This window comes from Oceanibaculum nanhaiense (genome assembly GCF_002148795.1).
Classification (GTDB): Bacteria; Pseudomonadota; Alphaproteobacteria; order Oceanibaculales; family Oceanibaculaceae; genus Oceanibaculum; species Oceanibaculum nanhaiense.
Map to the genome: position 1 here is coordinate 1 of NZ_MPOB01000006.1, position 25,078 is coordinate 25,078.

General features: G+C 65.3%; 27 protein-coding genes and 2 tRNA genes. 8 read left to right on the forward strand and 21 right to left on the reverse strand.

The annotated features are described in order from the left end of the window. On the forward strand, window positions 1-210 hold a 210-nt coding region (locus BKM74_RS18855), incomplete at its 5' end, for a hypothetical protein (RefSeq protein WP_217895469.1). 225 nt (window positions 211-435) lie between these two features. Here the strand turns inward: BKM74_RS18855 and BKM74_RS11495 are convergent. The 9 genes from BKM74_RS11495 to hisG form a co-directional block, all read right to left on the reverse strand. Further along, a tRNA-Phe gene (locus BKM74_RS11495) sits at window positions 436-511 on the reverse strand. Between the two features lie 170 nt (window positions 512-681). Then, window positions 682-918 carry a DNA gyrase inhibitor YacG gene (locus BKM74_RS11500; protein ID WP_086465872.1) on the reverse strand — a complete coding sequence of 79 codons (237 nt, stop codon included), beginning with the start codon at window positions 916-918 and terminating at the stop codon, window positions 682-684. Between the two features lie 63 nt (window positions 919-981). Beyond that, window positions 982-2,202 carry a ribonuclease E/G gene (locus tag BKM74_RS11505; RefSeq protein ID WP_086465873.1) on the reverse strand — a complete coding sequence of 407 codons (1,221 nt, stop codon included), beginning with the start codon at window positions 2,200-2,202 and terminating at the stop codon, window positions 982-984. Continuing rightward, window positions 2,184-2,804, reverse strand: coding sequence for a Maf family protein (locus tag BKM74_RS11510; RefSeq protein WP_086465874.1), 621 nt, complete (start codon window positions 2,802-2,804; stop codon window positions 2,184-2,186). The genes BKM74_RS11505 and BKM74_RS11510 overlap by 19 nt, the downstream gene beginning before the upstream one ends. 32 nt (window positions 2,805-2,836) lie before the next feature. After that, the gene (gene infA / locus BKM74_RS11515) at window positions 2,837-3,055 is read right to left on the reverse strand and encodes a translation initiation factor IF-1 (RefSeq protein WP_086465875.1); all 219 of its coding nucleotides are present in this window, start codon (window positions 3,053-3,055) and stop codon (window positions 2,837-2,839) included. A gap of 152 nt (window positions 3,056-3,207) precedes the next feature. Further along, window positions 3,208-3,651, reverse strand: a complete 444-nt coding sequence (locus tag BKM74_RS11520) for an arsenate reductase ArsC (protein WP_086465876.1) — start codon at window positions 3,649-3,651, stop codon at window positions 3,208-3,210. Window positions 3,652-3,656: 5 nt separating this feature from the next. Then, complete coding sequence (locus tag BKM74_RS11525; RefSeq protein ID WP_086465877.1) at window positions 3,657-4,142, reverse strand: UPF0262 family protein; 486 nt, start codon at window positions 4,140-4,142, stop codon at window positions 3,657-3,659. Then, the gene (gene hisD / locus BKM74_RS11530; RefSeq protein ID WP_086465878.1) at window positions 4,139-5,446 is read right to left on the reverse strand and encodes a histidinol dehydrogenase; all 1,308 of its coding nucleotides are present in this window, start codon (window positions 5,444-5,446) and stop codon (window positions 4,139-4,141) included. The genes BKM74_RS11525 and hisD overlap by 4 nt, the downstream gene beginning before the upstream one ends. Beyond that, window positions 5,436-6,116 carry an ATP phosphoribosyltransferase gene (hisG, locus tag BKM74_RS11535; RefSeq protein ID WP_086465879.1) on the reverse strand — a complete coding sequence of 227 codons (681 nt, stop codon included), beginning with the start codon at window positions 6,114-6,116 and terminating at the stop codon, window positions 5,436-5,438. Before hisG ends, hisD begins: the two co-directional genes overlap by 11 nt. A 204-nt stretch (window positions 6,117-6,320) precedes the next feature. Here hisG and BKM74_RS11540 point away from each other — a divergent pair, with 204 nt between their 5' ends. Continuing rightward, on the forward strand, window positions 6,321-7,934 hold the full coding sequence (locus BKM74_RS11540; protein WP_086465880.1) for a gamma-glutamyltransferase family protein: 1,614 nt from the start codon (window positions 6,321-6,323) through the stop codon (window positions 7,932-7,934). Window positions 7,935-8,060: 126 nt separating this feature from the next. Then, window positions 8,061-9,260, forward strand: a complete 1,200-nt coding sequence (locus BKM74_RS11545; protein WP_086465881.1) for a PAS domain-containing sensor histidine kinase — start codon at window positions 8,061-8,063, stop codon at window positions 9,258-9,260. Between the two features lie 3 nt (window positions 9,261-9,263). Here the strand turns inward: BKM74_RS11545 and BKM74_RS11550 are convergent, their stop codons facing one another. The 4 genes from BKM74_RS11550 to BKM74_RS11565 all read right to left on the reverse strand — a co-directional run bounded on the left by BKM74_RS11550 (window position 9,264) and on the right by BKM74_RS11565 (window position 12,555). Further along, window positions 9,264-10,475 (reverse strand): MFS transporter, encoded by a 1,212-nt coding sequence (locus BKM74_RS11550; RefSeq protein ID WP_086466163.1) that lies wholly within the window; start codon window positions 10,473-10,475, stop codon window positions 9,264-9,266. A 16-nt stretch (window positions 10,476-10,491) separates the two neighbouring features. Further along, complete coding sequence (locus BKM74_RS11555) at window positions 10,492-10,965, reverse strand: DUF2948 family protein (protein ID WP_245825917.1); 474 nt, start codon at window positions 10,963-10,965, stop codon at window positions 10,492-10,494. A 39-nt stretch (window positions 10,966-11,004) separates the two neighbouring features. Then, the gene (gene murA / locus BKM74_RS11560; protein ID WP_086465882.1) at window positions 11,005-12,279 is read right to left on the reverse strand and encodes a UDP-N-acetylglucosamine 1-carboxyvinyltransferase; all 1,275 of its coding nucleotides are present in this window, start codon (window positions 12,277-12,279) and stop codon (window positions 11,005-11,007) included. Window positions 12,280-12,351: 72 nt separating this feature from the next. Beyond that, the gene (locus BKM74_RS11565) at window positions 12,352-12,555 is read right to left on the reverse strand and encodes a hypothetical protein (protein ID WP_086465883.1); all 204 of its coding nucleotides are present in this window, start codon (window positions 12,553-12,555) and stop codon (window positions 12,352-12,354) included. 142 nt (window positions 12,556-12,697) lie between these two features. On the opposite strand from BKM74_RS11565, the gene BKM74_RS19095 reads away from it, so the two are divergent. Further along, window positions 12,698-12,832 carry a hypothetical protein gene (locus BKM74_RS19095; protein WP_281251458.1) on the forward strand — a complete coding sequence of 45 codons (135 nt, stop codon included), beginning with the start codon at window positions 12,698-12,700 and terminating at the stop codon, window positions 12,830-12,832. Between the two features lie 157 nt (window positions 12,833-12,989). Continuing rightward, a tRNA-Thr gene (locus BKM74_RS11570) sits at window positions 12,990-13,064 on the forward strand. Between the two features lie 76 nt (window positions 13,065-13,140). Here the strand turns inward: BKM74_RS11570 and BKM74_RS11575 are convergent. Then, entirely contained in the window at window positions 13,141-14,076 is a 936-nt protein-coding gene (locus BKM74_RS11575; RefSeq protein WP_086465884.1) for a fumarylacetoacetate hydrolase family protein, read from the reverse strand. Between the two features lie 162 nt (window positions 14,077-14,238). Here BKM74_RS11575 and BKM74_RS11580 point away from each other — a divergent pair, with 162 nt between their 5' ends. Then, complete coding sequence (locus BKM74_RS11580; RefSeq protein WP_176342505.1) at window positions 14,239-16,287, forward strand: TonB-dependent receptor; 2,049 nt, start codon at window positions 14,239-14,241, stop codon at window positions 16,285-16,287. Here the strand turns inward: BKM74_RS11580 and BKM74_RS11585 are convergent. The 7 genes from BKM74_RS11585 to BKM74_RS11615 all read right to left on the reverse strand — a co-directional run bounded on the left by BKM74_RS11585 (window position 16,277) and on the right by BKM74_RS11615 (window position 23,763). Further along, on the reverse strand, window positions 16,277-16,984 hold the full coding sequence (locus BKM74_RS11585; RefSeq protein WP_176342506.1) for a DUF6064 family protein: 708 nt from the start codon (window positions 16,982-16,984) through the stop codon (window positions 16,277-16,279). The two genes, BKM74_RS11580 and BKM74_RS11585, sit on opposite strands and share 11 nt — an antisense overlap. Continuing rightward, a complete protein-coding gene (locus BKM74_RS11590) occupies window positions 16,984-17,904 on the reverse strand; it encodes an aldo/keto reductase (protein ID WP_086465886.1) in 921 nt (306 codons plus the stop codon). The genes BKM74_RS11585 and BKM74_RS11590 overlap by 1 nt, the downstream gene beginning before the upstream one ends. Before the next feature lie 299 nt (window positions 17,905-18,203). Next, window positions 18,204-19,097 carry a helix-turn-helix transcriptional regulator gene (locus tag BKM74_RS11595; RefSeq protein ID WP_086465887.1) on the reverse strand — a complete coding sequence of 298 codons (894 nt, stop codon included), beginning with the start codon at window positions 19,095-19,097 and terminating at the stop codon, window positions 18,204-18,206. 111 nt (window positions 19,098-19,208) lie between these two features. Next, window positions 19,209-20,012 carry an enoyl-ACP reductase FabI gene (gene fabI, locus BKM74_RS11600; protein ID WP_086465888.1) on the reverse strand — a complete coding sequence of 268 codons (804 nt, stop codon included), beginning with the start codon at window positions 20,010-20,012 and terminating at the stop codon, window positions 19,209-19,211. 73 nt (window positions 20,013-20,085) lie between these two features. Next, on the reverse strand, window positions 20,086-21,141 hold the full coding sequence (locus BKM74_RS11605) for an HD domain-containing phosphohydrolase (RefSeq protein ID WP_086465889.1): 1,056 nt from the start codon (window positions 21,139-21,141) through the stop codon (window positions 20,086-20,088). A gap of 2 nt (window positions 21,142-21,143) precedes the next feature. Beyond that, window positions 21,144-22,211 carry a hybrid sensor histidine kinase/response regulator gene (locus BKM74_RS11610; protein ID WP_086465890.1) on the reverse strand — a complete coding sequence of 356 codons (1,068 nt, stop codon included), beginning with the start codon at window positions 22,209-22,211 and terminating at the stop codon, window positions 21,144-21,146. Then, window positions 22,180-23,763, reverse strand: a complete 1,584-nt coding sequence (locus tag BKM74_RS11615; protein ID WP_140056074.1) for a PAS domain-containing protein — start codon at window positions 23,761-23,763, stop codon at window positions 22,180-22,182. The genes BKM74_RS11610 and BKM74_RS11615 overlap by 32 nt, the downstream gene beginning before the upstream one ends. Window positions 23,764-24,032: 269 nt before the next feature. Here BKM74_RS11615 and BKM74_RS11620 point away from each other — a divergent pair, with 269 nt between their 5' ends. Together BKM74_RS11620 and BKM74_RS11625 are read left to right on the forward strand one after the other, a co-directional pair. Next, entirely contained in the window at window positions 24,033-24,461 is a 429-nt protein-coding gene (locus BKM74_RS11620; RefSeq protein WP_086465892.1) for a DUF2946 family protein, read from the forward strand. A gap of 78 nt (window positions 24,462-24,539) precedes the next feature. After that, complete coding sequence (locus BKM74_RS11625) at window positions 24,540-25,076, forward strand: YcnI family protein (RefSeq protein ID WP_176342507.1); 537 nt, start codon at window positions 24,540-24,542, stop codon at window positions 25,074-25,076. Window positions 25,077-25,078: the final 2 nt, after the last annotated feature.

Consider the following 25,078-nt stretch of genomic DNA (forward strand, 5'->3'; position numbering starts at 1 on the left):
CTTTTTTCTGAAGCTGAAACAAAATACAACTCTCTTTATTTTACATCAATTAAAGAGGATGGAAAAATTAAAATCTCTGGGCTTGACCCTAAGGGCCCATCAAAAGAAATAAAAGAATACAAAGAAATAATAAATAACATTACAAATTCTTGTAATAATATTTCAAGAATTGTGTACTATCGCCTTAAATTAGTGCATATATCAAAATAAAACTACTATCAAACTGCGAATAACCATAGATTCGTCGCCTATCTCTAGGTCATATTGTTTAGATGGTCGTCCGTTCGTAGCGACAAGCTGACCGTCGCCTTGCAGTTAAATGCATGCAACTCCGCCAGCGGCGATTTCGCTGAACGGCCGTTCAGAGTGTCAAAATCAGTGTCAAAGGGAACAAAGGGGGTTCGCGTACGAACTATCAAACCCTTTGAAAGAAAATGGTGCCCAGGGACGGAGTCGAACCGCCGACACTGCGATTTTCAGTCGCATGCTCTACCAACTGAGCTACCTGGGCTTAGCGCCTCATCGACGCTGTGGCGATTACGCTCGCCGGGCGGGATTGGCTTATAGGAAATTCCCGGATGCCTGTCCAACATTTTCCGGCACCAATTGCCGCGAAATATCATATTTGCGTTCTTGGCCCGGCGTTCTTGACCCTAGGGGATGGGCCCGCCCTGCGCCGGATCACCCCTCGCCTTCGGGCCGGCCGCTCTCCATCATCTGCCGGGCCAGCGCCTCGATGTCGGCCTCGTCCGGCTCCTCCTCCGTCGGCAGCGCGTAATTGCCGCCGAGCCAGCGCCCGAGATCGATCTGCTGGCAGCGCTTCGAGCAGAACGGCCGGAAGGTCTCGACCGCCGGCTTCTTGCAGACCGGGCAGCCGGCCTTCTTGTGCCGGCGCGGCAGGTGGTGGATTTCGGCCATGTCTCTTCCCGTGGGCTGGTCTCGTGTTTATCCGTCCGCAGATAGGCCGGGCGGGCCGATACGTCAACCGGCCCGTAACTGTGCCAGCTGATGGGCCAGCTGATGGGCCAGCGTGTCGCGGTCGCGCGGGCGGATGATCTCGACAAGCCCGCCGCGCGTATAGCCCAGCAATTGCGTATTCACCCGGTCCCCGGCCAGGGCCGCGCGCAACTCCTCGATCAGCCGGTCGCGGTCGGCGCGGCGGTCGAGCCGGGGGAAATCCACCAGGATGAGGCCGGACAGGCTGCGCAGGCGGATCTGCCGCGCCACCTCATGCACGGCTGCGAAAGCGGCCTCGCGCGGGTCACGCTCCGCCCCGTTCACATCGATGGCGACCAGCGCCTCGACCGGGTCGATGGCCAGCGCCCCGCCGCCGGGCAGCGGCACGCTGCGCTCCAGCGCGGCGGCGATCTCCTCCTCCACCCCTTCGCGCTCGAACAGCGGATCCTGGCCGCGATAGCGCACGATATGGGGCAGCAATTCCGGCCGGTGCGCCTCGCACCAGCGGGTCACGCGCGTGTGGCCGGCGAGATCGGCGCAGAGGATGTCGGTGTCCGGCGCCAGATGCGGCAGCAGCTGCTCCAGCGCCCCCGCCGGCCGGTCGATCACGACGGGCGGCTTCGCCGGCGCCGCCCGCGCCTGGATAGCGCGCCAGCGTGCGGCCAGCGCCGCCAGCTCGGCCTGGATCGTCGCAGCATCGAGGCCGGCAGCAGCGGTGCGCAGCACGATGCCTTCCTGCGGCGGCAGGCCCAGCGCCTGGGCGGCATCCAGCGCAGCCCGGCGCAGCCGGGCGCGTTCCGCCTTGCCGGCGATGGCGCGCGAGACGGCCACGCCGGCCAAGCGCGGCGTCAGCACCAGATGGTCGCTGTGCAGGGCGATATCGGCGGACAGCACCGACCCCTTGCCGGCACTTTCGTCCTTTACCTGCTGCAAAAGATGCGTTTCGCCCTCTGCCAGCAGCCGGGCGATCGGCGTGCCGGCGGGCATCTCCGGTTTCAGCAGCCGGGCCGCGCGCGCCGGCAGGAATCCCGGCTCCGCCGCGCCAATATCGACGAAGGCGGCGTCCAGCCCATGCGAGACCTCGATAACGCGGCCCAGCAGAATCCAGCCGATGCGGCTTTCATGGCCGGCGGCCTCGACGATCAGGTCGATGAGGGCGCCGTCACGACGCAGCGCGATGCGGGTCAGGCCGGGGCCGACCTCCAGCAGCAGCGTGTCGATGCCGTCTAGCCCTGCCCGCGACATGATGCGGATTCCAGGCAGGGATAACCATTGCCGGAGAGCAGCCCGTAGGTCTCGTGCAGCGGCAGGCCCACCACATTGCTGTAGGAGCCGGTGATCTGCCGCGCGAACACGGCGGCGAAACCCTGGATGGCATAGCCGCCGGCCTTGCCCCGCCATTCGCCGGAGGACAGGTAGAAGGCGATTTCCTCCGCCGCCAGCCGCTTGAAGGCGACGGCGGTGGTGATGGCGCGCACGACATGCCGGCCCGACGGGGTGATCAGGCAGACCCCGCCGATCACCCGGTGCCGGCGGCCGGACAGCAGGGCCAGGCAGGCCCGCGCCTCGGCCTCCTGCTCCGCCTTCGGCAGGATGCGCCGGCCACAGGCGACCACCGTATCGGCGGCCAGCACGAAGCAGCCCGGATGGCGGGCGGCAACGGCCACGGCCTTTGCCTCGGCCAGGCGCTTTGCATGGTCGAGCGGCAATTCGCGGGAAAGCGGAGTCTCGTCGATCTCGGCAGGATCGACCGCGTCAGGGACGATTCCGATCTGCGCCAGAAGGTCGAGACGGCGCGGCGAGGCGGAGGCGAGTACCAGACGGGCCGATAGCGCGGGCGCGGTCATGCCCCTCCTCCCAAATCCGGCACGGGTGCCGGTTACTTGAAGCGGAAGGTGATGCGGCCCTTGGTCAGGTCATAGGGCGTCATTTCGACATTTACCCGGTCACCGGCCAGCACGCGGATCCGGTTCTTGCGCATCTTGCCGGAGGTGTGCGCGAGCACTTCGTGTTCATTGTCCAACTTCACGCGGAACATTGCGTTCGGAAGCAATTCGACGACCGTACCGGAAAATTCGATGACGTCTTCCTTTGCCATAGGCATCCCTTCTTGTGGAAAAAATCGCCCTGTTGTGGTGCCGAAACTGCCGCGAGGTCAACCTTTTTCAAGCACGGTACGCACAGGACCGCCATGAGGCCGGTGCATTTCTTGCTGCGCCCCTGTTCTGGCCCCCTGTTCTGGCCCCCTGTTCACACCGCCGGTCCGGGCGGCGGCGGGAAGCGCTCCTTGATGCGCTTCATCAGCTTGTCGCGCACATCGCGATAGGCGTTCAGCACCGCCTCGCGGCTGCCCTCGATGGCGGTGGCGTCCAGCGTAGGCCAATATTCCACATCGCAGGCCATGGTGCGGGTCATCTCCACCGCGCGATGATGCGCCTCGGGCGAGAGCGAGATCACCAGGTCGAAGGAGGTGTCGAGCAACTCGTCGAAGGTCTTGGCGCGGTGCCGCGAAATGTCGAGGCCGATCTCGCGCATCACCTCGACCGCGAAGGGATTCACCTCGGACCCGCGCACGCCGACCGAATCGACGTAGATCTGCTTGCCATGCAGCGATTTCAGCATCGCCTCGGCCATGGCGGAGCGCACCGCGTTCTGCGAGCAGGCGAACAGGACGGAGCCCGGCAGGTCACGCATCGCCCTCATCCCCTGATGTGCAGGACGCAGACGAGGGTGAACAGCCGCCGGGCGGTCTTGAAGTCGATATCGACCTTGCCGGCCAGCCGTTCGCGCAGCAGTTCGGAGCCTTCGTTGTGCAGGCCGCGGCGGCCCATGTCGATGGCCTCGATCTGCGAGGGCGAGGCGCGCCGGATCGCCTGGTAATAGCTTTCGCAGATCGTGAAATAATCCTTCACGATGCGCCGGAAGGAGCCGATGGAAAGCTGCACCTCGGCCACCCGCACCTCGTCGGTGGTGCGGATGTCCATGACCAGGCGGTTATCCTCGATAGACAGGCTCAGATGGTAGGGGCCGCCCTCGTGCCCGGCGGGCGCGAAGCTGTTTTCTTCCAGCAGATCGTAGATCGCGACCGCGCGCTCATGCTCGACCTCGGGGCTGCGCCGGACAACCGTACGCTCGTCAAGCGTGATCCTGACGAGCCGGCGCCGGTCCTGCCCCGTGTCGCTCACACCTCTGGCGCTCCGTTGCCCAGCCTGATCGAAACCGAGCGGGCATGGGCGTCCAGCCCCTCGGCCTCGGCCAGGGTTACGGCGGCGGGGCCGATCCGGCCCAGGCTGGCGGCGTCGCAGCGGATCAGCGTGCTGCGCTTCATGAAGTCGAGCACGCCAAGTCCGGAGGAAAACCGCGCCGTGCGCGAGGTCGGCAGCACATGGTTCGGCCCGGCAACATAATCGCCCACCGCTTCCGGCGTGTGCCGGCCGAGGAAGATGGCACCGGCATTGCGGATCTTCGCCGACAGCGCCTCGGGATCGGCGACCGCCAGTTCCAGATGCTCGGGCGCGATGCGGTCCACCAGCGGCACCGCGTCGGCCAGTGCCGGCACGGTGATGATGGCGCCGTGCTTCTCCCAGCTCTGGCGAGCGATGGCACCGCGCGGCAATACGGCAAGCTGGCGCTCGACGGCGGCGGCGACAGCGTCGGCGAAGCCGGCATCGTCGGTGATCAGCACCGATTGCGCATCGTCGGAATGTTCGGCCTGGCTCAGCAGGTCGGCGGCGATCCAGTCAGGATCATTGTCGCGGTCGGCGACCACCAGGATTTCCGACGGGCCGGCGATGGAATCGATGCCGACCGTGCCGAACACCTGGCGCTTGGCCTCCGCCACATAGGCGTTGCCAGGGCCGACGATCTTGTCCACCGGCTGGATGGTCTGCGTGCCATAGGCCAGCGCGCCGACCGCCTGCGCGCCGCCCAGGCGGTAGATTTCCGTGACGCCCGCCAGTTTGGCGGCGGCCAGCACCAGCGGGTTCAGCACGCCATCCGGCGTCGGCACGGTCATGACGATGCGCGGCACGCCCGCCACCTTGGCCGGCATGGCGTTCATCAGCACCGAACTGGGATAGGCGGCCAGCCCGCCCGGCACATAGAGGCCGACAGCCTCCACCGCGCTCCAGCGCAGGCCCAGCTCCACACCCTCGGGATCGGTATAGGCGAAGCCGTCGGGCATCTGCCGGCGATGAAAGGAATCGATTCGCGCGGCGGCAATCCTGAGTGCGTCGATCTGCTTCGGATCGCAGGCGGCGAAGGCTTCCTCCACCTCCGCCGGCGTCACCCGCATGGTTTCGGCGGTCAGGCTCACCCGGTCGAATTTGCGCGTATAATCCAGCACGGCGGCGTCGCCCTCGGCGCGCACGCGCTTCAGGATATCGCGCACCACGCCCATGACATCGACGCCATTGTCGCGATCCTCGGCAATGAAGCCGGCGAAATCCGCCGCGAAGCCGGCTGTGCCGGCATCCATCCTACGCGGCATCGGCCATACCCTCCGATGCCTCGCGGAACCGGTCGATCCAGTGCATCATCTGCTCCGGCCGTGTCTTCAGTGCCGCGCGGTTGACCGCCAGGCGGGAGCTGATCTCGGCGATCTGCTCCACCTCCACCAGCCCGTTGGCCTTCAGCGTCGCCCCGGTCGAGACCAGATCGACGATGCGGCGGCACAGGCCGAGGCTGGGGGCCAGCTCCATCGCGCCATTCAGCTTGATGCATTCGGCCTGCACGCCGCGCGCCGCGAAATGCCGGCGGGTGATGTCGGGATATTTCGTCGCCACGCGGACATGGCTCCAGCGGCGCGGATCGTCGCGCCCGGCCAGGTCGACCGGTTCCGCCACCGACAGCCGGCACTTGCCGATGCCGAGATCGAGCGGCGCATAGATTTCCGAATAGTTGAACTCCATCAGCACATCGCTGCCGGCCACGCCCAGATGCGCGGCGCCAAAGGCGACGAAGGTTGCCACGTCGAAGGAGCGCACGCGGATGATGCTGATCTCAGGATGGTTGGTCGCAAACGTAAGCTGGCGCGAATGCTCGTCCTCGAACGCAGCCTCCGGCTCGATGCCGGCCTTGCGCACCAGGGGCATGACCTCCTTCAGGATACGGCCCTTGGGCAAGGCCAGGACCAGCGCTTCGTTCGCGTTCGCGGGCATAATTCCGTCTTCCAGATAGGCGCTTTTCGCGCGCCGACGATACAGGATCGCTTCACCTAGGGCCAGACAGGCGAGGAGTCAACCGGCGGTTCGCCGCAGCCGGAGGCGAAGCCGCTGGCATTACAGGCAAAAAAGACTATCGTGATGCAATAACAACAGCTTCGCGCGGTTCCGCGCGGCATCATCCGAAACCGGGAGGGAAAAATGGCCGCAATCGGCAGAAGCGAACACACGCAGCGGGCCTCGGTGCGTGTGCTGGGCGGCATGGTGACGGCCGCGCATCCGCTGGCGGCCAATGCCGGGGCGGAGATGCTGCGCAGCGGCGGCAATGCCTTCGATGCCATCGTCGCCACGGCAGCCGCACTGAATGTGGTGGAACCCTACATGTCCGGCTTCGCCGGCCTCGGCATGGCGAATTGCTGGGTCGCCGCCGAAGGGCGCGCCCGCTCGCTGGATTTCCACACACCCTGCCCGGCCAATTTCCCCATCGACAGCGCCGACAAGGCGCGCATGGTGAATGGCCCGCTGGCCAGCGGCACGCCGGGCAATCTGGCCGGCTGGGCGACATTGCAGAAGACCCATGGCCGCAAGAGCCTGGCCGAGGCGCTGGCCCCGGCCATCGCGCTGGCGCGCAACGGCTACCCCATCACCGGCTTCTATCTCGACATGCTGAACGCGGTCAGCGCCCGGCCGATGAGCGATGAATGGGCCCGCGTCTATTCCTTCGGCGGTGGGGCGAAGCGCGGCATGATCCTGCGCCAGCCCGAGTTGGCGGACACGCTGGAAGCCATCGCCGCCGACGGCATTGCCCATCTCTATGGCGGCGCGCTGGGCAAGCGGCTGGCCGACCATATGGCAGGCAATGGCGGTTGCATCACACTGGCCGACCTGGAGACGGTGCAGCCGATCTGGGAAGAGACCATCCAGGCAGGCTATCGCGGCCTGACGCTGAACGTGCCGCCGCCGCCTGCCGAATCCTTCCAGTTTCCGCTGACCCTGCGACTGCTGGAGGAGACCGATTTCGCCGCCCTGCCGCACCTTGGCGCTGACCATCTGGACCGGGTGTTCCGCGCGGTGCGGATTGCCGCCGAGCTGCGCATCCGCAACAACAAGCGCACACCGGCGGACATTCTGGAACTGCTGTCGGAGGACAGCGTCGCCCCCTTGCGCGCGCTGGTCGCGGGCAAGGATCCCGTCTGGGGCCGCACCGAGCAGTTCGCCACCGGACCGCTGGCCGAGGGGCCGAAGCTGAACGAGCACACCACCTCCTTCTCCGCCATGGATAAAGAGGGCAACGCGGTGTGCCTGACACAGAGCCTCGGCTCGCCCTGGGGGTCCGGTGTCGTCATCCCCGGCACCGGCGTGTGCCTGAACAACTTCCTGAACTGGACCGACCTCGATCCGGCCTCGCCCAACCGGCTGGCGCCTGGCGCGCGCTACGCCATGTGCCTCGCCCCCACCATCGGCACGCGGGACGGCAAGCTGGCGCTGAGCCTTGGTACGCCGGGCAGCTATGGCATATTGCAGACGCAGAGCCAGGCGCTGGTGCACTGGCTGGATTACGGGCTGGAACTGCAGGCCGCCATCGACGCCCCGCGCGGCCGGCTGTTCGATGGTCGTACGGTCAATCTGGAAAGCCGCGTGGAGGCACCGGTGATGGAAGAACTGCGCAGCCGCGGGCACGATGTCACGCCGCTGGGCGCGTATTCCTGGTCCTGCGGCGGCATGCACGCGATTGCCCGTGACGCGGCCGGTGCGCTGGAAGGTGCCGCCGACAGCCGGCGCGATGGCGCCGCGATGCCGGTTCCGCTAAGGTGAGGCGCCGTTCCGCCACAGCCGCTTGGCGATAAAAAAATCGAACGCAATTTTAATAAAAGAATACTTTGTTAACAATTACTCTGGAATACTGTCGTCAGTGGACTAGCCAGAACAAGTGACAGCCGAATGGCCAGCGAACGATTGCCTATCAGCAGCATGATGACCGGTTCTTCCCCGGCGGCACCAGAGTCGCTGGCGCAGCGGCGGCAACGTAATGCCGACTACCAGTCAATCTTCGAGAATGCGACGGTCGGCCTCTATCGCTCCTCACCCGATGGAGTCGTGCTGCGCGCGAACCCGGCGCTCGTCGCCATGAATGGCTATGAGAGCGAAGCGCAGATGGTCGAGGATCTGCGCATCAACGGTAATGCCTGGTACGTCTCGCCGACCCGCCGGCACGAATTCCAGGAGGCGATGGCCGCCCACGATTCGGTGAAGGAGTTCGTCTCCGAAGTCTATCGCATGCACACGCGCGAGCGGATCTGGGTCTCAGAGAATGCCTGGACGGTTCGCGACGAGAACGGCACCGCCCTGTTCTACGAGGGCGTGGTTGAGGATATCACCAGCCGTGTGAAGGCGCAGGCGGAACTGGCCAAGGTACGGGTCGCCGCCGAGGCAGCCTCCGAAGCCAAGAGCACCTTCCTTGCCGTCATGAGCCATGAGCTGCGCTCGCCCCTGAACGCGATCATCGGCTTCTCCGAGATCATCGCCAACCGGCTCTATGGCGACAACGACCCGCGTTATTTCGATTATGCCGAGGATATCCGCGTCAGCGGCTCCCAGCTGCTGGCGCTGATCGAGGATATTCTCGACCTGTCGAAGATCGGCGCCGGCCACATGCATCTGCGCGAGGCCATCGTCGATGTCCCGAGCATCGCCATCGGCACCGTCCGGCTGTTCGCCGCCAGCGCCCAGAAGGCCGGCCTGCAGCTATCGGCCAGCTTTCCGGAAGGCTATCCGGCACTGAAAGCCGATGCCGTGCGGCTGAAGCAGGTGATGACCAACCTCGTCGCCAATGCCGTGAAGTTCACGCCCGATGGCGGCGAGGTAGCGATCGGCGGTCAGCAGACCGAGGATGGCTTATGCTTCTGGGTCGCCGATACCGGCTGCGGCATGACCGCGGAGGAAGCCGGCAGGGCGCTGGAACCCTTCGTGCAGATCGGCGACAACATGACCCGCAGCAAGGGCGGCACCGGCCTTGGCCTGCCGATCAGCAAGGATCTGGTCGAACTGCATGGCGGCCGGCTGACCATCGATAGCGAAAAGGGCAAGGGCACCCGCGTGCTGGTCTGGCTGCCGCGCGAACGGATCGTCGATCAGGATTGACGCTTACCTTGGCCTCGGGGGCCTCGGGGGCCGCGGGCTCCACAGATAGGGCAGCAGCGCCGCCAGCAGGGCGATAGCGGCGGCGGCGAAGATCCAGGCGAACACGCCAGCAGGTGCATAACCAGCCCCGGTCGCGGTCTCGGCGATCCAGCCGAAGCCTGCCGAGGCAATCGCATAGCCCAGGAACACGAAGCTGTTCAGCACGCCGAAGCCGCGCCCGCGCGCCGCTGCCGGCAGCACGCCCTTGCCCTGCGTCATCAGCAGCGGATGGATGTTGCCGATGGTGAACAGCAATGAGATCAGCCCGACGCTGACCAGCACATCGGCGGCCGGCAGCAGCGCCAGTGCCGCCGCGCCCAGAAAGGTCATCGCCAGCCAGACCGTGGCGATGGGCTTGGTGTTCCAGCGCCGCACCAGCAGCGGCACGGCGAAGGCCGACAGCAGCCCGCACAGGCTGGCAACCGTCATCGCCTCGCCGCGCGCCACCGCATCCAGCCCGAACACGTCGGACAGATACGGCCCGCCCCAGGCATTGCGGAAGGTGATGCCGGCGGCCAGCGCCAGGCAGGCCGGGATCAGCGTCCACAGGACCGGCAGGCGCAGCACAGCGAGGCAGGCCCGCGCGGTCTCCCCGGCGCTCTCCTGCGGGCCATCGCCGATCCGCCCGTCGCGCACGAAGCGCCACACCCCCAGCATCGCCAGCAGCGTCATTACCGCCGCCATCGCCAGGGCCGGGCGCCAGCCGAACAGATAGGTCGCCCAGCCCAGCGGCGCCGCCGCCATGAAGGCGCCCGCCGTGCCGATGGCGCTGGTCAGCGTCACGGTCTGCACGAAGCGCGGTTCCGGCAGATGGTTCGCGGAATAATACATCAGCGCCATGAAGATCGGCGCGCAGGCAAAGCCCAGCGCCACCTGCGCCAGCATCGCCAGCGCCGCATTCGGTGTCACCGCGAACAATGCCGCGCCGACCACGCCCACCCCGAGCAGGATTGTCGTCGGCCGGCCGACGCCATAGCGGTCGAAGGCGATGCCGACCGGAATCTGCGCCGCCCCGAACGCCAGGAAGAAGACCGAGGACAGCCAGCCGAACTGTGCCGGGGTGAGATCGAGATCGGTCATCAGCTCCGGCGCGATGACGGCAAGGAAGCTGCGGAAGAACTGGCTGAGAATATAGGCGAAGGTCAGCGCAAGGATGGCCTTGGTGCTGTTTTGCAAGGCCGGTACCGCCGCGTCAGCCGGCGGCCGGATGGCGCGGGCGGAAGATGGTTGGCCAGGGCAGGCCATAATCCTCCAGCGTGCAGTCCGGGCGCGCCACCTCCAGCCGGATCGCCTTGTCGCCGGCGAACACGAGGTCGATGCGGGCCGCCCCCTGCTCCTCCGTCGCCACGAGGGTGAGCAGGCTCAGCAGACCGTCGCGGTCGCCCTTGCGGTCGATGCCGGACAGCCTTGTGCGATGCACGCCCTGGAAGGTGATGCCGCACAGCACGCGCTCATAGCGGTCACCCTCGACCGGTTTCTCGTCCGGACCCAGCATCTCCCAGCGGAAACGCTGCGCCACCATGACGAACTCGCCGGGGGCATTCTCGCTGCCGGGCCGGAAGAGCATGTCCTCGACGGGCACCACGGCATCCTGCAGACAGGCGGCGATCACCGCCATATCCTCCGCATCCTCGCCCCGCAGCTTCAATGGCCGGAAATCCGTCACGGCCTGCCCCTTCCTTGTTTCTTCGTATGAGGTTACCGCTTATTCGCCGCCGATGCGCGCGATATCGGCACCGCAGGCGGCCAGCTTCTCTTCCAGCCGCTCATAGCCACGGTCCAGATGATAGACCCGGTTCACGATGGTCTCCCCTTCCGCCACCAGCCCGGCCAGCACCATCGAGACCGAGGCGCGCAGGTCGGTCGCCATCACCGGCGCGCCCTTCAGCCTTTCCACGCCGCGGATCATCGCCGAGGAATGGTGGACATTGATGTTCGCCCCCATGCGGCAGAGTTCCGGCACATGCATGAAGCGGTTCTCGAAGATCGTCTCGGTGATCATCGCGGCCCCCTTGGAGACCGTCATCAGCGCCATGATCTGCGCCTGCAGGTCGGTCGGGAAGCCGGGATAGGGCTCGGTCATCACATCGACGCCGTCCATCACGCCATTGGCGCGGCGGACGCGGAAACCGTCCTGCATCGTCTCGACCTTCGCCCCGGCCTCGCCCAGCAGCTTCAGCAGCGACTCCAGCAGCGTCGGGCAGATGCCGGCCAGCTCGAGATTGCCATCGGTCATGGCGGCGGCGATGGCGAAGGTGCCGGCCTCGATACGGTCGGCGACCACATGATGTTCCGCGCCATGCAGCGCCGCCACACCCTGAATATGCAGCGTGTCGGTGCCGATGCCCTCGATCTTCGCCCCCATCGCGTTCAGGCAATGGGCGAGATCGTTCACCTCCGGCTCGCGCGCGGCGTTCACCAGCGTCGTCTCGCCCTCGGCGAGGCAGGCCGCCATCAGCAGGTTTTCCGTGGCCCCGACGGAGACCTGCGGAAACACGAAGCGGCCGCCCTTCAGCCCCTTCGGCGCGGTGGCGTGGATATAGCCTTCCTCCAGCGTGATTTCCGCGCCCAGCGCGGTCAGCCCCTTCACATGCAGATCGACCGGCCGGTTGCCGATGGCGCAACCGCCGGGCAGCGACACCCGCGCCTCGCCGCAGCGCGCCAGGATCGGCCCCAGCACCAGCACCGAGGCGCGCATCTTGCGCACCAGATCATAGGGGGCGGTGGTGCTGGTGATCCGTGCCGCCGTCAGATGCCCCTTGCGCGCGGCACTCTCGCCCTCGATCCGCAGATCGACGCCATGCTGTTCCAGCAGCTTGCCCATGGTGGCGATGTCGGCCAGCGCCGGCAGGTTGGACAGGCTCAGCGTCTTGTCGGTCAGCAGCGCCGCCGCCATCAGCGGAAGGGCGGCATTCTTCGCGCCGCTGATCTGGATTCGGCCCTCTAGCGGGCGCCCTCCCCGGATACGGATTCTGTCCATCTGGTCTCTCGATATGCAGGAAGGAGGAAAGCCTTACGATACAGCCGTGTTTAACGCAGGCGAACGCCCGCCTCAACCCGACGCGGCATCAGGCTTTATCGGCAGCGTGGCTTTTTTGCGACCGGAATCGCCATTATCGGAAGTGCTGACATCGGGATCGCCGGCCTTCTCCGCCTCCGCATCGGCCACCATATCGGCCCGGCCGCGCGCCTGCTGCTTGCGGCGCAGCAGATTGTCGCGCAGTGCCTGGGCCAGCTTCTGCTTCTTGTCGTTCATTCCCGCCTCTCGGTTACGCGGCACGCCCCTCGTGCCCCCCTCATGACAGGAACAGGAAAAGGTCATGTCCGCGTCACAGGCCCGTCACGCCAGCGTCACAGGGCGGCAGTATAGTCCGCGCAATCTTACCGGAGAATGACTCATGGCCGTGATCATTACCCTTTCCCTCGCCGTTGCCGTCAGCGCCCTGATCGCCCCACCGGCGGTAAGGCTGTTCTGCCGCACCGTCGACCGTCATCTGGACGAGGCTTTCGACGCCGACCTGCGCTGGTTCTAGCGCCAGATCACACGCCCACGGTGGCGCATCTGCGCCATCGGAAAATTCCCTCACATCCCTGCTTGCATGCCCCGCCCCGCTGTGGCATGTTCCGCGCGCTTTCGGGGGGATGTCTCCCCTTCAGGGCCAGCCGGCACGTTGCCGCCGCCCTCCGGATGCTGCGGTAGCTCAGTGGTAGAGCACTCCATTGGTAATGGAGAGGTCGACAGTTCAATCCTGTCTCGCAGCACCATTCTTCCCCAAGGAAATCCAGATCGAACGAAACCGGCCCGACGTTTCCGGCAGGCCGATTATCGCGTTCGCTTCCCTCACCCCGCCTTGGAATATTTGCCGGTAAGCTGCGGCGTGTAGGGGCCATCCAGCCCCTTCTCCTTGTGTTCCAGGCGGGTGTCGCGGCCCCAGGTCCGCTTCAGCTCGTCCTGCACCTTGAAGGCGAGACGGCCCATGCCTTCCACCTCCAGCTCCACCTTGTCGCCATCCTGCAGCGAGGACAGGCCGCGATGGTTGGTGCCGGTGGCCAGGATGTCGCCCGGCTCCAGCGTCTGCACCGAACTCATCCATTCGATGCAGCGTGGAATATCGTGCGCCATGTCGCTGGTGTTGAAATCCTGCTTCACGGTGCCGTTCACCCACAGCCGCACGCGCAAATTCTGCGGATCGGGCACTTCGTCCGCCGTCACCAGGAACGGGCCGATGGGGGCGAAAGTGGCGCGCGACTTCACCTGGAAGAAGCTGTTGTTCGGCGCCGGCAGGCCACGCGCCGACCCGTCGATGAAATTCATATAGCCGAAGATATAGTCCTTCGCCTTCTCCGCCGGCACGTTGCTGGCGCGCTTGCCGATGACCAGCGCCAGCTCCGCCTCGCCCTCGAACACATGGGCCGGCACGTCCGGCAGCACCATCGTGTCGCCCTGGCCGATGATGGCGCTGGGTGTCTTCTGGAAGGCGTTGATGACCGGCTTCTCGGTCAGCGTGCCATCCTCCATGTAGTTCACCGCCATGCAGACGATGGCGCCGGGTCGCGGCAGCGGCGGCCGGATGCGCACGCTGGCCAGCGGGATGCCCTTGCCCTCTGCGGCGGCTTTTTCCAACTTCCCGCGATACTCCTCGAAGCGCTCGATCAGCCCGCGCATCACATCATTGGGGCCGGTGCGCGGAATATCCGCCAGCAGGTCGGTCACATCGACCACCGCGTCACCGCGCAGCACGCCCACGCGGAAATCGTCGAAATGCAGCAGCTTCATCCCATGCCTCGTCTGGTTTTTTCGGAAAGCCGCACAGCCGGGACCGGCCCGCAGCGTTAAGCAGATAGTACGCCTCCGCCCGATGCCCGCAATGGGTGTTGCATGATGCCGCCCGATTCTTTTATGTTACGTTATAACGTTATTAATCAGGGGCAATTTCCGATGAATATCCAAAGCCTGCGCACAGGCGTCAGCCTGCTGGCGCTGATGGCCGTGCCGTTTTCCGCATCTTCCCTTGCCGCCCAGCAGGCAGACCCCGTCACCCTACAGCCGGTGGTGGTGGAGATCGCGCCCCTGAAGAGCACGCAGGAGGAGCTGGTCGAAGGCTCCGCCGTCCTGACCGGCGACGATCTGGAGCGCCGCCGCGCGCCGACGCTGGGCGAGACGCTGGCGCGCACGCCGGGCGTCGCCAATTCCGATTTCGGCCCCGGCGCCGGGCGGCCGGTGATCCGCGGCCAAGGCGCGGCGCGGGTGCGCGTGCTGCAGAACGGGCTGGACACGTTCGACGCCTCCACCGCCAGCCCGGACCATGCCGTCGTCATCCCGATGGAATCGGCGGAGCGGGTGGAAGTGCTGCGCGGCCCGGCCTCGCTGCTTTATGGCAGTTCGGCGGTGGGCGGAGTGGTCAGCGTCACCGACGGGCGTATCCCGATGCGGCGGCCGAGGGATCTGGTCGAGGGCATGGCGCGCCTTGGCTTTTCCACCGGGTCGAGCGCACTGGAGGGTTTCGGCTCGGCCAGCCTGGCGGCGGGCAATAATGTCGTGCTGCATCTGGAAGGCTTCAGCAGCGACGCCAATGATTACCGGGTGAACGGCTATGCCAGCGACGAGGCGCGCGAGGAAGGGCTGAAGGGCAAGGTCGAGAACAGCGCGGTCGAGCGGTCGGGCGGTTCCGTCGGCGCCAGCTATCTGGGTGAGCACGGCTATGCCGGCTTCGCTGTCAGCGGCTATTCCAGCCTGTATGGCGTTCCGGGCGGCCACGCACATCATGAGGAAGAGGACCACGAAGAAGAGGACGAGGATCACGAGCACGAGCATGGCGGCGTGCGCATCGACATGCAGCAGACCCGCTATGACGCGCGCTTCGGCCTTTACGAACCGCTGCCCTTCCTGGAGGAGGCCACGCTGCGGCTCGGCCATGCCGATTACCGCCATCTGGAGCTGGAGGGCGACGAAGTCGGCACTCTGTTCGAAAATCGCGGCTGGGAAGGCCGGCTCGACCTCACGCACAAGCCGATCTTCGGGCTGAAGGGCGTGTTCGGCGTGCAGGCCAGCCGGCGCGATTTCCAGGCGGTCGGCGAGGAAGCCTTCGTGCCGCCAACGGTCACCGACAACGCCGCCCTGTTCCTGGTCGAGCGCTACGAGACCGGCCCCTGGCAGTTCACCGGCGGCGGCCGGCTGGAGACCCAGACGGTCGAGGCCGACGGGCTGCGCATGGAGCGCGATTTCACCGCCGTCAGCGTCTCCGCTGGCGCCAGCTACAAGCTGTCGCCCGACTATTCCGTCGGCCTGTCGCTGTCACGCACAGAGCGCGCGCCGAATGCGGAGGAACTGTTCTCCGACGGGCCGCATCTGGCCACCAATTCCTACGAGATCGGTAATACCGAACTCGGCAAGGAAGAGGCGCTGCACGCCGAACTGTCGCTGCGCAAGACACGCGGCCCGGTGACCGGCGGTATCAATCTGTTCGCCACGCGCTACCGCGACTACATCTTCCGCGACTTCACCGGCGGCGAGCGCGACGGGCTGGACGAATTGCGCTACCGCCAGACCGACGCCGACTTCCACGGCTTCGAGGTGGAGGCCGCCTGGGCCTTCCTGGAACGGCCGGGCCTTGCGCTCAGCCTGGATGGATCGCTCGACTATGTGCGGGCGGAAAACCGGGAGACCGGCGACGCGCTGCCGCTGATCCCGCCGCTGGGCTACAATATCGGCATCAACGCCTATACCAACCATGTCGATTACCGGCTGGAACTGGCGGGCGCCACCGAGCAGGACCGCACCGGCGCCAACGAGACATCGACGGACGGCTATGCCTTCCTGAACGCCTCACTGGCCTTCCGGCCGATTGCCGGCAGCGACGATTTCATCCTGCAGGTGCAGGGGCGCAACCTCACCGATTCGGAGGGGCGCAATCACATCTCCCTGCTGAAGGACGAAGCCCCCTTGCGTGGCCGTGAATTGCGGGTGGTCGGAACCGTCAGGTTCTGATCGGTCCAGCGTCAGCCTTGCCGCCACGCGGTGCCCCCCTTGGCGGCAAGGCCCAGGCCACTAGGCCGGCAAGCATCGCCGCCAGCGGCACCAGCGCCTGCCCCTCCCCCATCGCGTGCAGGGTGGCCGCACTCACAAGACACCAGAAGACCGGCACGGCTAGGGCGAGGCCGGACAGCAGAGTGCGCGGAAGCAGGCAGAGCAGGCCAAGCGTGGCGATGGCGGTGGGGTCCGGCGCCAGCCCAATCATCTCCGCCTGCGCCAGCGGCCGTCCAAAGACGAGCGGCAGCAGCGGATGGAGCGTCAGCGCATAGACGAACAGCCCGGCACCCGCCCCTTCCCGCAAGCGCCATCGAGCGGCGGCAGGCACGATCGCGCCGCGCCCCACCAGCAGCAGCAGGATCGCTTCCGCCAGAAACACCGGCATCAGATAGGGTGCCGCCCAGTTGATGCTGGCATAGCGCTGCCAGAAGAACAGCAGCCCCACCGCAACCCAGCCCGCCGCCAGCAGGGCGAGGCCAAGCCTGCCGGCCCTGGGCGCGCCGCGCAGCACCAGCGCCGCAACACCCAGCCCCAGCAGCAGGATGAAGGGCTGCGCCGGCCACAGCGCCGCATTGTGCAGCTCGAACAGCCGCCAATAGGCGCGCGGCGCGAACAGCAGGAAATCCTCCAGCCGGTAACTCGACCAGTCGGCCATCAGATATCCCGGATATGGGCGGCGATGCGCTCCCGCATTTTAGCATCTGGCAAAGGATCGGACGCCGCCCGCATATTCTCGCGCGCATGGTGCGGCTTGGTGGTCGCCGGGATAGCCACGGTGACAGTGGGGTGCGACAGGATAAATTTCAGGATCAGCTGCGCCCAGGTCTCCGCCCCCACCTCCGCCGCCCAGCCCGGCAGGGGCGCGCGTTCCAGCCGCCGGGTCAGCGCGCCCTGCCGGAACGGCCGGTTCACCATGACGCCGATGCCACGCTCCTTCGCCAGCGGCAGGATGCGTTGTTCCACTTCGCGGTCGAGCGGATTGTATGTCACCTGCACGAAATCGAGCTTCTGCGTGGCCATCACCCGCTCGAACAGATCATGCCGGCGGCCTTCCGAGGTGGTGATGCCGACATAGCGGATCTCCTTCGCCGCCTTCATCGCCTGCAGCGTCTCCAGATGCGCCTCCCAGCCCAGCAGATTATGCACCTGCATCAGGCTGAAGCGCGGCACGGTCCAGAGCCGCCGCGACCGGTTCATCTGCGCCCGCCCCTGATCGCCGTCGGATATCCACACCTTGTCGGCGGAGAACAGATTTTTCGGGCGGCCCAGCTTTTCCAGGCCGTGGCCGATCACCGCCTGAGCGGAGCCATACATCGGCGAGGAATCGATGACCCGCCCGCCAGCCTTGAAGAAGGACTCCATCACCGCCGCGCACTCGTCGCGCAGCACCGGGTCTTCCCCGACATTGAAGGTGATCCAGGTACCGAGGCCGACGGCGGGAATCATCTCCCCGGTCGAGGGGATCGGCCGCATCAACGGTTGCGCCTGCTGCCCCCAACTCAGGCGGGGCAGTCCAGCCGCCATCACGCCTGCCGCGGCGGCACCCTTCAGGATGCTGCGTCTGGAGGATGTCATGAGTGCTCCTTTCCTCATTGCATTTCCTCTCTATTCCCTAGATGGGGCAAGGAGACGGCAGGCAAAGGGCACATACGACGCGCAGAAACACGCCGCCTCCGATTCGCGGTTGATAGAGTGTGAAAAATTCCATACTGTGCGTTTGTCATTAAGTAATGCAGTTTTTCGACACAAAACGCATATCCGATTTGCGTCGATGCATTGCTTGGTGTCGTTTTGCTAACCAATTCCAACTCTGCTCGACCGCGATGTACCCATCCGGTCGAGTTTTTTTTATCCGAGTTTCAAAAAGTAGGGGCTTAGGGTCCGTTATAATGCACGCGCCCGAAACCGCTGACATCGTAACCGCCAAGCTGCGCCGCCCGGTCCGCGAAGTCCGGCGTACGGCAGAAGCTTAAGAAGGCCTGCACCGGCGCCGAAAACCAGCTGCGCCGCCAGACCGCGAGGTCGAAGCGTTCGCGCACCAGCGGCACGAAGCCCAGCCGGTACTGTGCCGCCACGGACGCAAGCCCGAGCCCGGCATCCGCCTGCCCTTCCAGCACGGCCAGCGCCACATCCTGTTCGCTGCGCGCCGGCCTCAGCCGCTCATAGGCGTCGGGCGCCAGCCCCGCCGCCGCCGCCAGCCGGTCGAACAGCAGCTGTGTGCCGGCCTCCGGCTGGCGCGGCACGGTACGGCAGCCTGCCAGGTCGGCGATGCCAGCGATCTTGCGGGGATTGCCAGCGGGCACGATCAGCCCGCGCTCGCGCCACGCCCATTCCATCAGCACCACCGGCATGGCCGGCATCCGCGCCTCGATCAGATGGCGATTCCAGCCCTCCGCTTCCGGCGCTGGCACATGCATGCCACACAGCACGCCCTCGCGCCGGGCAAAGCGGTCGAACCCGTCCAGACTGCCATCGAAGAAGGACGCCATACCGGAGCCCGATTCGCGCAAGGCCCAGTCCAGCAGCGGGTCATGGCTGCCCAGCGCCACCACCGGCGGGTCCGGCAGCGCCAGCCCGTCCTCGCCCAGCTCCGTCCGCCGGGACAGCCAGGAGATCACCAGCGCCTTCGGGAACAGCAGCTTGCCGGTCACCCGCGTGAAAGGCACCTCGTTGGCGGCCGCCATCTCGTAGATCTTGCGCTCCTTCACGCGCAGGATATCGGCCAGCTCCTTGGTGGTCAGGAATTCGAGCGGTTCGACGATCTTCATGCAGTCCTTCAGTTCAGACACCGGGTAGCCGCAACAGCCTTAGCCACCGACAGGCGTCGATGATCTTACCTGACCGCCAGATCGGCAAGCCAAACCGGTTCGCGCTGGACATCACCCCAGAATATTGAAGCCGCCATCGACATAATGGATGCCGCCGGTCATCGCCTTCGCACCGTCGCCGACCAGGAAGGCGGCCAGCGCACCGACATCCCCGATGGTCACCAGCGCATGCTGCGGCGCTTTCGCGGCGGCGCGCTCCAGCAACTCGTCGAACCGGTCGAGGCCGGAGGCCGCGCGCGTGCGCAGCGGGCCGGGCGACAGCGCATGCACGCGGATGCCTGACCGGCCCAGCTCCGCCGCCATATAGCGTGCCGACGATTCCAGCGCCGCCTTCACCGGCCCCATCATATTGTAATGTTCGACCACCTTCTCCGCCCCGAAGAAGCTGACGGTCAGCAGCGTGCCACCGTCGCGCATCAGCGGTTCGGCCAGACGGGCGCAGCGGATGAAGGAATGGCAGGAGACGTCCATCGCCATGGAGAAGCCGTCGCGTGAGCAGTCGGTGACACGGCCGTGCAGATCCTCGCGCGGCGCATAGGCGATGGAATGCAGTACAAAATCCAGCCCGCCCCAGCGCTGGCCGATAGCCTCGAACACCGCTTCAAGCTGGCCGTCCTCGCGCACGTCGCAGGGCAGGTAGATGTCGGCGCCCAGCGCCTCGGCCAGCGGTGCGGTGAAGTCGCGCGTGCGCTCGTTCAGATAGGTCAGGGCCAGGTCGGCGCCCGCCGCGCGGAAGGCTGCGGCGCAGCCATAGGCGATGGAACTGTCATTCGCCACGCCCAGCACCAGGCCACGCTTACCTGACAGTATATTTTCGGCGGGCAATGCGCCCGGATTGCCATTCTGCTCGGTCATCAGACCACCCTTCCGGTTCCGTTACCGAAGGCTAGCAGATTCATCCGACCGAAAAATGACGCAACGCAAAAAATTAAGGGAGAGGGTGTTCGGCGCGTATCTGCATGATCTCCGGCAGGGCATCCATGAACACGGCCAGCAATGCCGGATCGAAATGCGCCCCGGCCTGATTTTGCATGTAGTCCACAGCCGCCTCGACCGGCCATGCCTTCTTGTAGGGCCGTTCCGAGGTCAGGGCGTCGAACACATCCGCCATCGCCACGATGCGGCCTTCCATCGGGATCGCCTCCCCGGCAAGGCCATTGGGATAACCGGAACCGTCCCATTTCTCGTGATGGCTGAGCGCGATGGAGCGTCCCAGCACCAGCAGGTCGGTATCGCTGTCCGACAGGATATCGGCGCCGATATCGACATGGGTCTTCATGATCTCCCACTCCTCGGGCGTGAGCTTGCCCGGCTTTAGCAAAATCTGGTCGGGAATGCCGATCTTGCCGATATCGTGCATCGGGCTGGCATGCAGCATCAGCTCGCAATCCTCCGACGCCCAGCCGATCCGCTCAGCCAGCAGCGCCGATATCTTGCTCATCCTGAGGATATGATTGCCGGTCTCGTTGTCGCGGTACTCCGCGGCGCGGCCCAGCCGGCGCACCACCTGCAAGCGGATCTGATTCAGTTTCGTGGTGCGCTCCCGCACGATTTCCTGCAGCACGCGCTGCTGTTCGTGGGTAAAGCGAAGCGCGAGATGCGCCTCCATCAGGTTGCGCACCCGGGCCATCAGCTCGGCCCGCTCGAACGGTTTGGTCACATAGTCACGGGCGCCGGCCTTGAAGGCGCGCAGCATGAATTCCTGCGAGGATTGCGCGGTCAGCACGATGATCGGCGGCAGCAGCGGGTCTTTCAGCGCCTTCAGCGCCGCCATCACCGCATAACCATCCATGCTCGGCATGTTGATATCGAGCAGGATCAGCCCGGGACGGTTCGCCTTGTAGGCCGCCACCGCCTGCGTCGGGTCATCGAGCAGCACCAGCCCGCCATAACCCTCGCCGCGTAGCATTTTCTCCAGCAGCTTCAGGTTGGTCGGCTCATCGTCGATGGCCAGGATCGGCATCACCTTCAAATTAGAAAGCATCTTCACGACGCACTCTCCTTTTTTCCGAGCCAACGCCCGAGCGTTTCCAGCAATGAATTGATGTCGATAGGCTTCGTCAGATACTCCTCGAATCCAGCGCCTCTGCCACGCTGGACATCCTTCTCCATCGCCGCCGCCGACAGGGCCAGCACGGGAATATCCTGCGTCGCCGGGTCGGCCTTCAGCCGCGCCAGAACCTCCAGCCCGTTCATGCCGGGCATATTGATATCGAGCAGGATGACATCCGGCAGATGCACCTGCGCGAGATCGAGGCCGAGCGAGCCATTATAGGCCTCCAGCAGCGTCACCTGCGGATGCCGCACCAGCGCCTGGCGCACCAGCTTCAGATTGGCCGGATTATCCTCGACATAGAGCACCGTGCCTTCCGGCAAAGCCCATTGCCGGCGCGGACTTTCCTCCAGTGATTGCGCCGCCGGCGGCTGTGCCGCCGCCAGTTTCGCCCCGGGCAGTTCGAACCAGAAGGTCGAGCCTGCCCCCGCACGGCTTTCCACGCCGATGCGACCTCCCATGCCCTCGATCAGACGCTTGGCGATCACCAGCCCAATACCCGTGCCCTCGATCTCGGTATTCTCCGCGCCCAGCCGGTTGAAAGGCGTGAAAAGCTGGTCCAGCTTCTCCGCCGGAATGCCGGCACCGGTATCGGCAACGGCAATCCGGATCATGCCATCGCCACCCGGCAGCGCGGTCACCACGACGCTGCCCGAGCGGCGGTTATACTTCACCGCGTTGCTCAACAGATTGACCAGCACCTGATTCAGCCGCGTGCGGTCGCCGCGCACGGCGATGGCGGACGGCTTGCGCGCGAATTGCACCGCGACATCCCGGCCCGCCGCCAGCGGCGTGACCAGCGATCCGCTTTCCGCGAACAGCTCGGCAAGGCCGACATCCTCGATCGACAGTTCGAGACGCCCGGATTCGATCCGTGCCAGATCCAGTATCTCGTTAATAAGTTGCAGCAGATGCTGGCCGGACTTGCGGATCGTCCGCACGCTGTCCAGCTGATCCTCGGTCAGCCCTTCATCGATTTCCAGCACCTGGGCGAACCCCATGACCGCGTTCAGGGGGGGTACGCAACTCGTGGCTCATGCTCGACAGGAATTCGGACTTGGCGCGGCTGGCCGCCTCCGCCTGCTCTTTCGCGCGCACCATGTCGGTGACATCCTGGACGATGCCGACCGCAAACAAGGAGGTTCCATCCGGGGCAGGCTCGAAACGCGCCCGTTCGTGCACATGGCGTACCATGCCATCGGGCAGTACGATGCGGTGCACCATGTCGTAGGTGCCAGTTTCCCTTGCCCTGGCAATGTGCCGCTTCAGCGCCTCCAGATCGTCCGGATGGACCATCTCGTAGAAATTCTCGATGGTCGGCCGGAAGGTCCGCGGATCCTTGCCGAAAATCTCGTACACGACCGGCGACCAGTAGATCGATCCGTCATTGCTGGCGATCTCCCAATTGCCGAGGCGGGCGATCTCCTGCGCCTGGCGCAGCAGGCCGCGCTCCTTCTCAAGAATGCGCTGGGCGTCTTTCCGCTCGGTAATGTCCCGCAGCACGCCGACGAAGTGCGCTTCCTCGCCGATCCTGATCTCCGTCACCGTGATTTCCAGCGGGAAGACTGACCCATCCTTGCGCAATCCCGGCATTTCCAGGGAGCGGCCGATGATCTTTTCATGACCGGTTTCGGCATAGCGCCGCAGGTACCCATCATGGTGCTTGCCGTGCGCTTCCGGCATCAGCATTCTGACATTCCCGCCGAGCAGTTCCTCCTGCGCGTAGCCGAAAATCTGCTGCATCGCCGGGTTGATCTCGATGATGCATCCGCGCGCATCGATGACCACGACGCCGGAGACAACGGAATCCACGATATCCTTGAAAGACTTCAGCTTTTCCTGCAGCGCCCGGCGCCGGGTTATGTCCTGGATCGCCCCCATCAGCCGGCGCGGCTTGCCGGTGTCATCCCGCACCACATCCGCCTTGGCAAGAATCCAGCGAACGGTTCCGTCCGGCCAGATACAGCGATGCTCGATATACAGCGCCTCGCCCCTGGAAATGCAGTTCCGGACCGCCGCAAGCACCATCTCGCGGTCGTCGGGATGGATCGCCGTCAGAAGATTGTCGTAGTTCGCCTCGAGCGACCCGTAGGGATGGCCAAACAACTCCGATACATTGGGTGTCCAGAACATCTCGCCGGTTTCCAGGTCGCGGTCCCAGTTGCCGATATTCGCCTTTTCCAGGCCGGACTGTAGGCGCTGCACCGCCCATTTCAGATGGCTTATATCCGTTCCGACAGACAGAATGCGATGGCCCTGTTCCGGGTCGCCCTCGTAAGAGAGGATGGCGCAGTTCAGCCAGAGAGGGTTTCCATCCTTCTTTCGGATACAGATTTCGCCGTGCCAGCTTTCGCCGGCAGCGACCTTGTCCCGGATCTGCCGATACAGGGTTGGGTGTTCTCCGGATATGAACGTCTGGAAATTCCGCCCCAGCAGTTCCTCTTGGGCAAAGCCGCTCGCCGCGCAGAATCTGTCGTTTACGTCGATGATGACGCCATCACGGTCCGTAACGCTCACCAGCGCATGCATGTCCAGCACGTGGGATACTTGCACATGCTGCTGGTGCGCAAACGGGGATACCGCCAAAGCTGGAGACACTGCATCGCCCCCATCGCACCAATCGCTCTCACCAAGACGGGCCACGGCCACACCTCTTCAAATTTCATAAAAAGCAATATGATCTTTGGACATTAAAAATCGATTAAGCCCACAGCGGATTACCGCTGGCCCGAAAATGCATTGAGAAAATGCGTCGGGAATTTCGTTTGGCAAGGTGGACCACCACCTCTAGAGTGCGCCGGCGTTTGCGGGGAAAGACCGGCTTGAACAAGGGCTTGCAGAACAGAAAAGCACGTGCCGACCAGCCGTGGCGGTTGCTGACCGCCGCGCTGCTGGTGGTGACGCTGTTCACGCAGTCACTGCTGCCCTTCTTCTATGCCGCCGAGGCCAGGGCCAGCCAGCTGGAAGGGCGGGCAAGCGTCGCGGGACAGACGCTCATGGTCTGTACCGCCGAGGGCTACAAGCTCATCCGCGCCGGCGATGCGGCTGACCCCGGCGACAGCGGCAGCGTTCTGCACTGCCCGCTCTGCCTTGGCGCGCAGCACCTCGCCATTCTGCCGCCGCCGTCCCCGAACGCCCTTCCCGCGCTTAGCGAAACCGCGCTCCGGCTGCGCCCGGCCCCTGAGGCCGGCCGCCCTGCCGATATCGCGCTGCGTTGGCCGGAAGCCCGCGCCCCGCCCGCCATCGTCTGATCGACATGAACATCACAACAAGGCGCCGGCTTCGATAAAGCCGCGCGCCGTCGATCTCATACGATGGAGTTAATCCTCATGCGTAACGCATTCCGCGTCGCGGCACTCTGTGCTGCGACCGCCGCCGGTATTTCGGCGGCATCTGCTCATGCCGTGGTGGAGCCGAAACAGGCGCCCGCCGGCAGCTACCAGAAAGTCACTGTCCGCATCACCCATGGCTGTGACGGCGCCGCGACCAACAAGATCATCGTCGTGCTGCCCGAGGGCATCCTGACCGCCCGCCCGCAGGCCAAGCCGGGCTGGCAGGTCGAGTTCCTGAAGGAGAAGCTGGCCGAACCGGTGCCCGCCGGCCACGGCAAGATGCTATCCGAACGGATCGTGCAGGTGATCTGGAGCGGCAACAGCCTGCCGGACTGGCAGTTCGATGAGTTCGCCCTCTCCGTAAAGCTGCCGGCCGGTACAGCCGGCACCCCCCTGCCCTTCGTGACCGTCCAGGAATGCGATGGCGGCAAATCCTGGCACTGGAGCGCCGAGCCGGGCACCCACACCCATTCGCATGGCGAACACATGCAGATGGGCCCCGCCCCCGTGCTGCGCCTGACAGAAGGCAAGTAGGA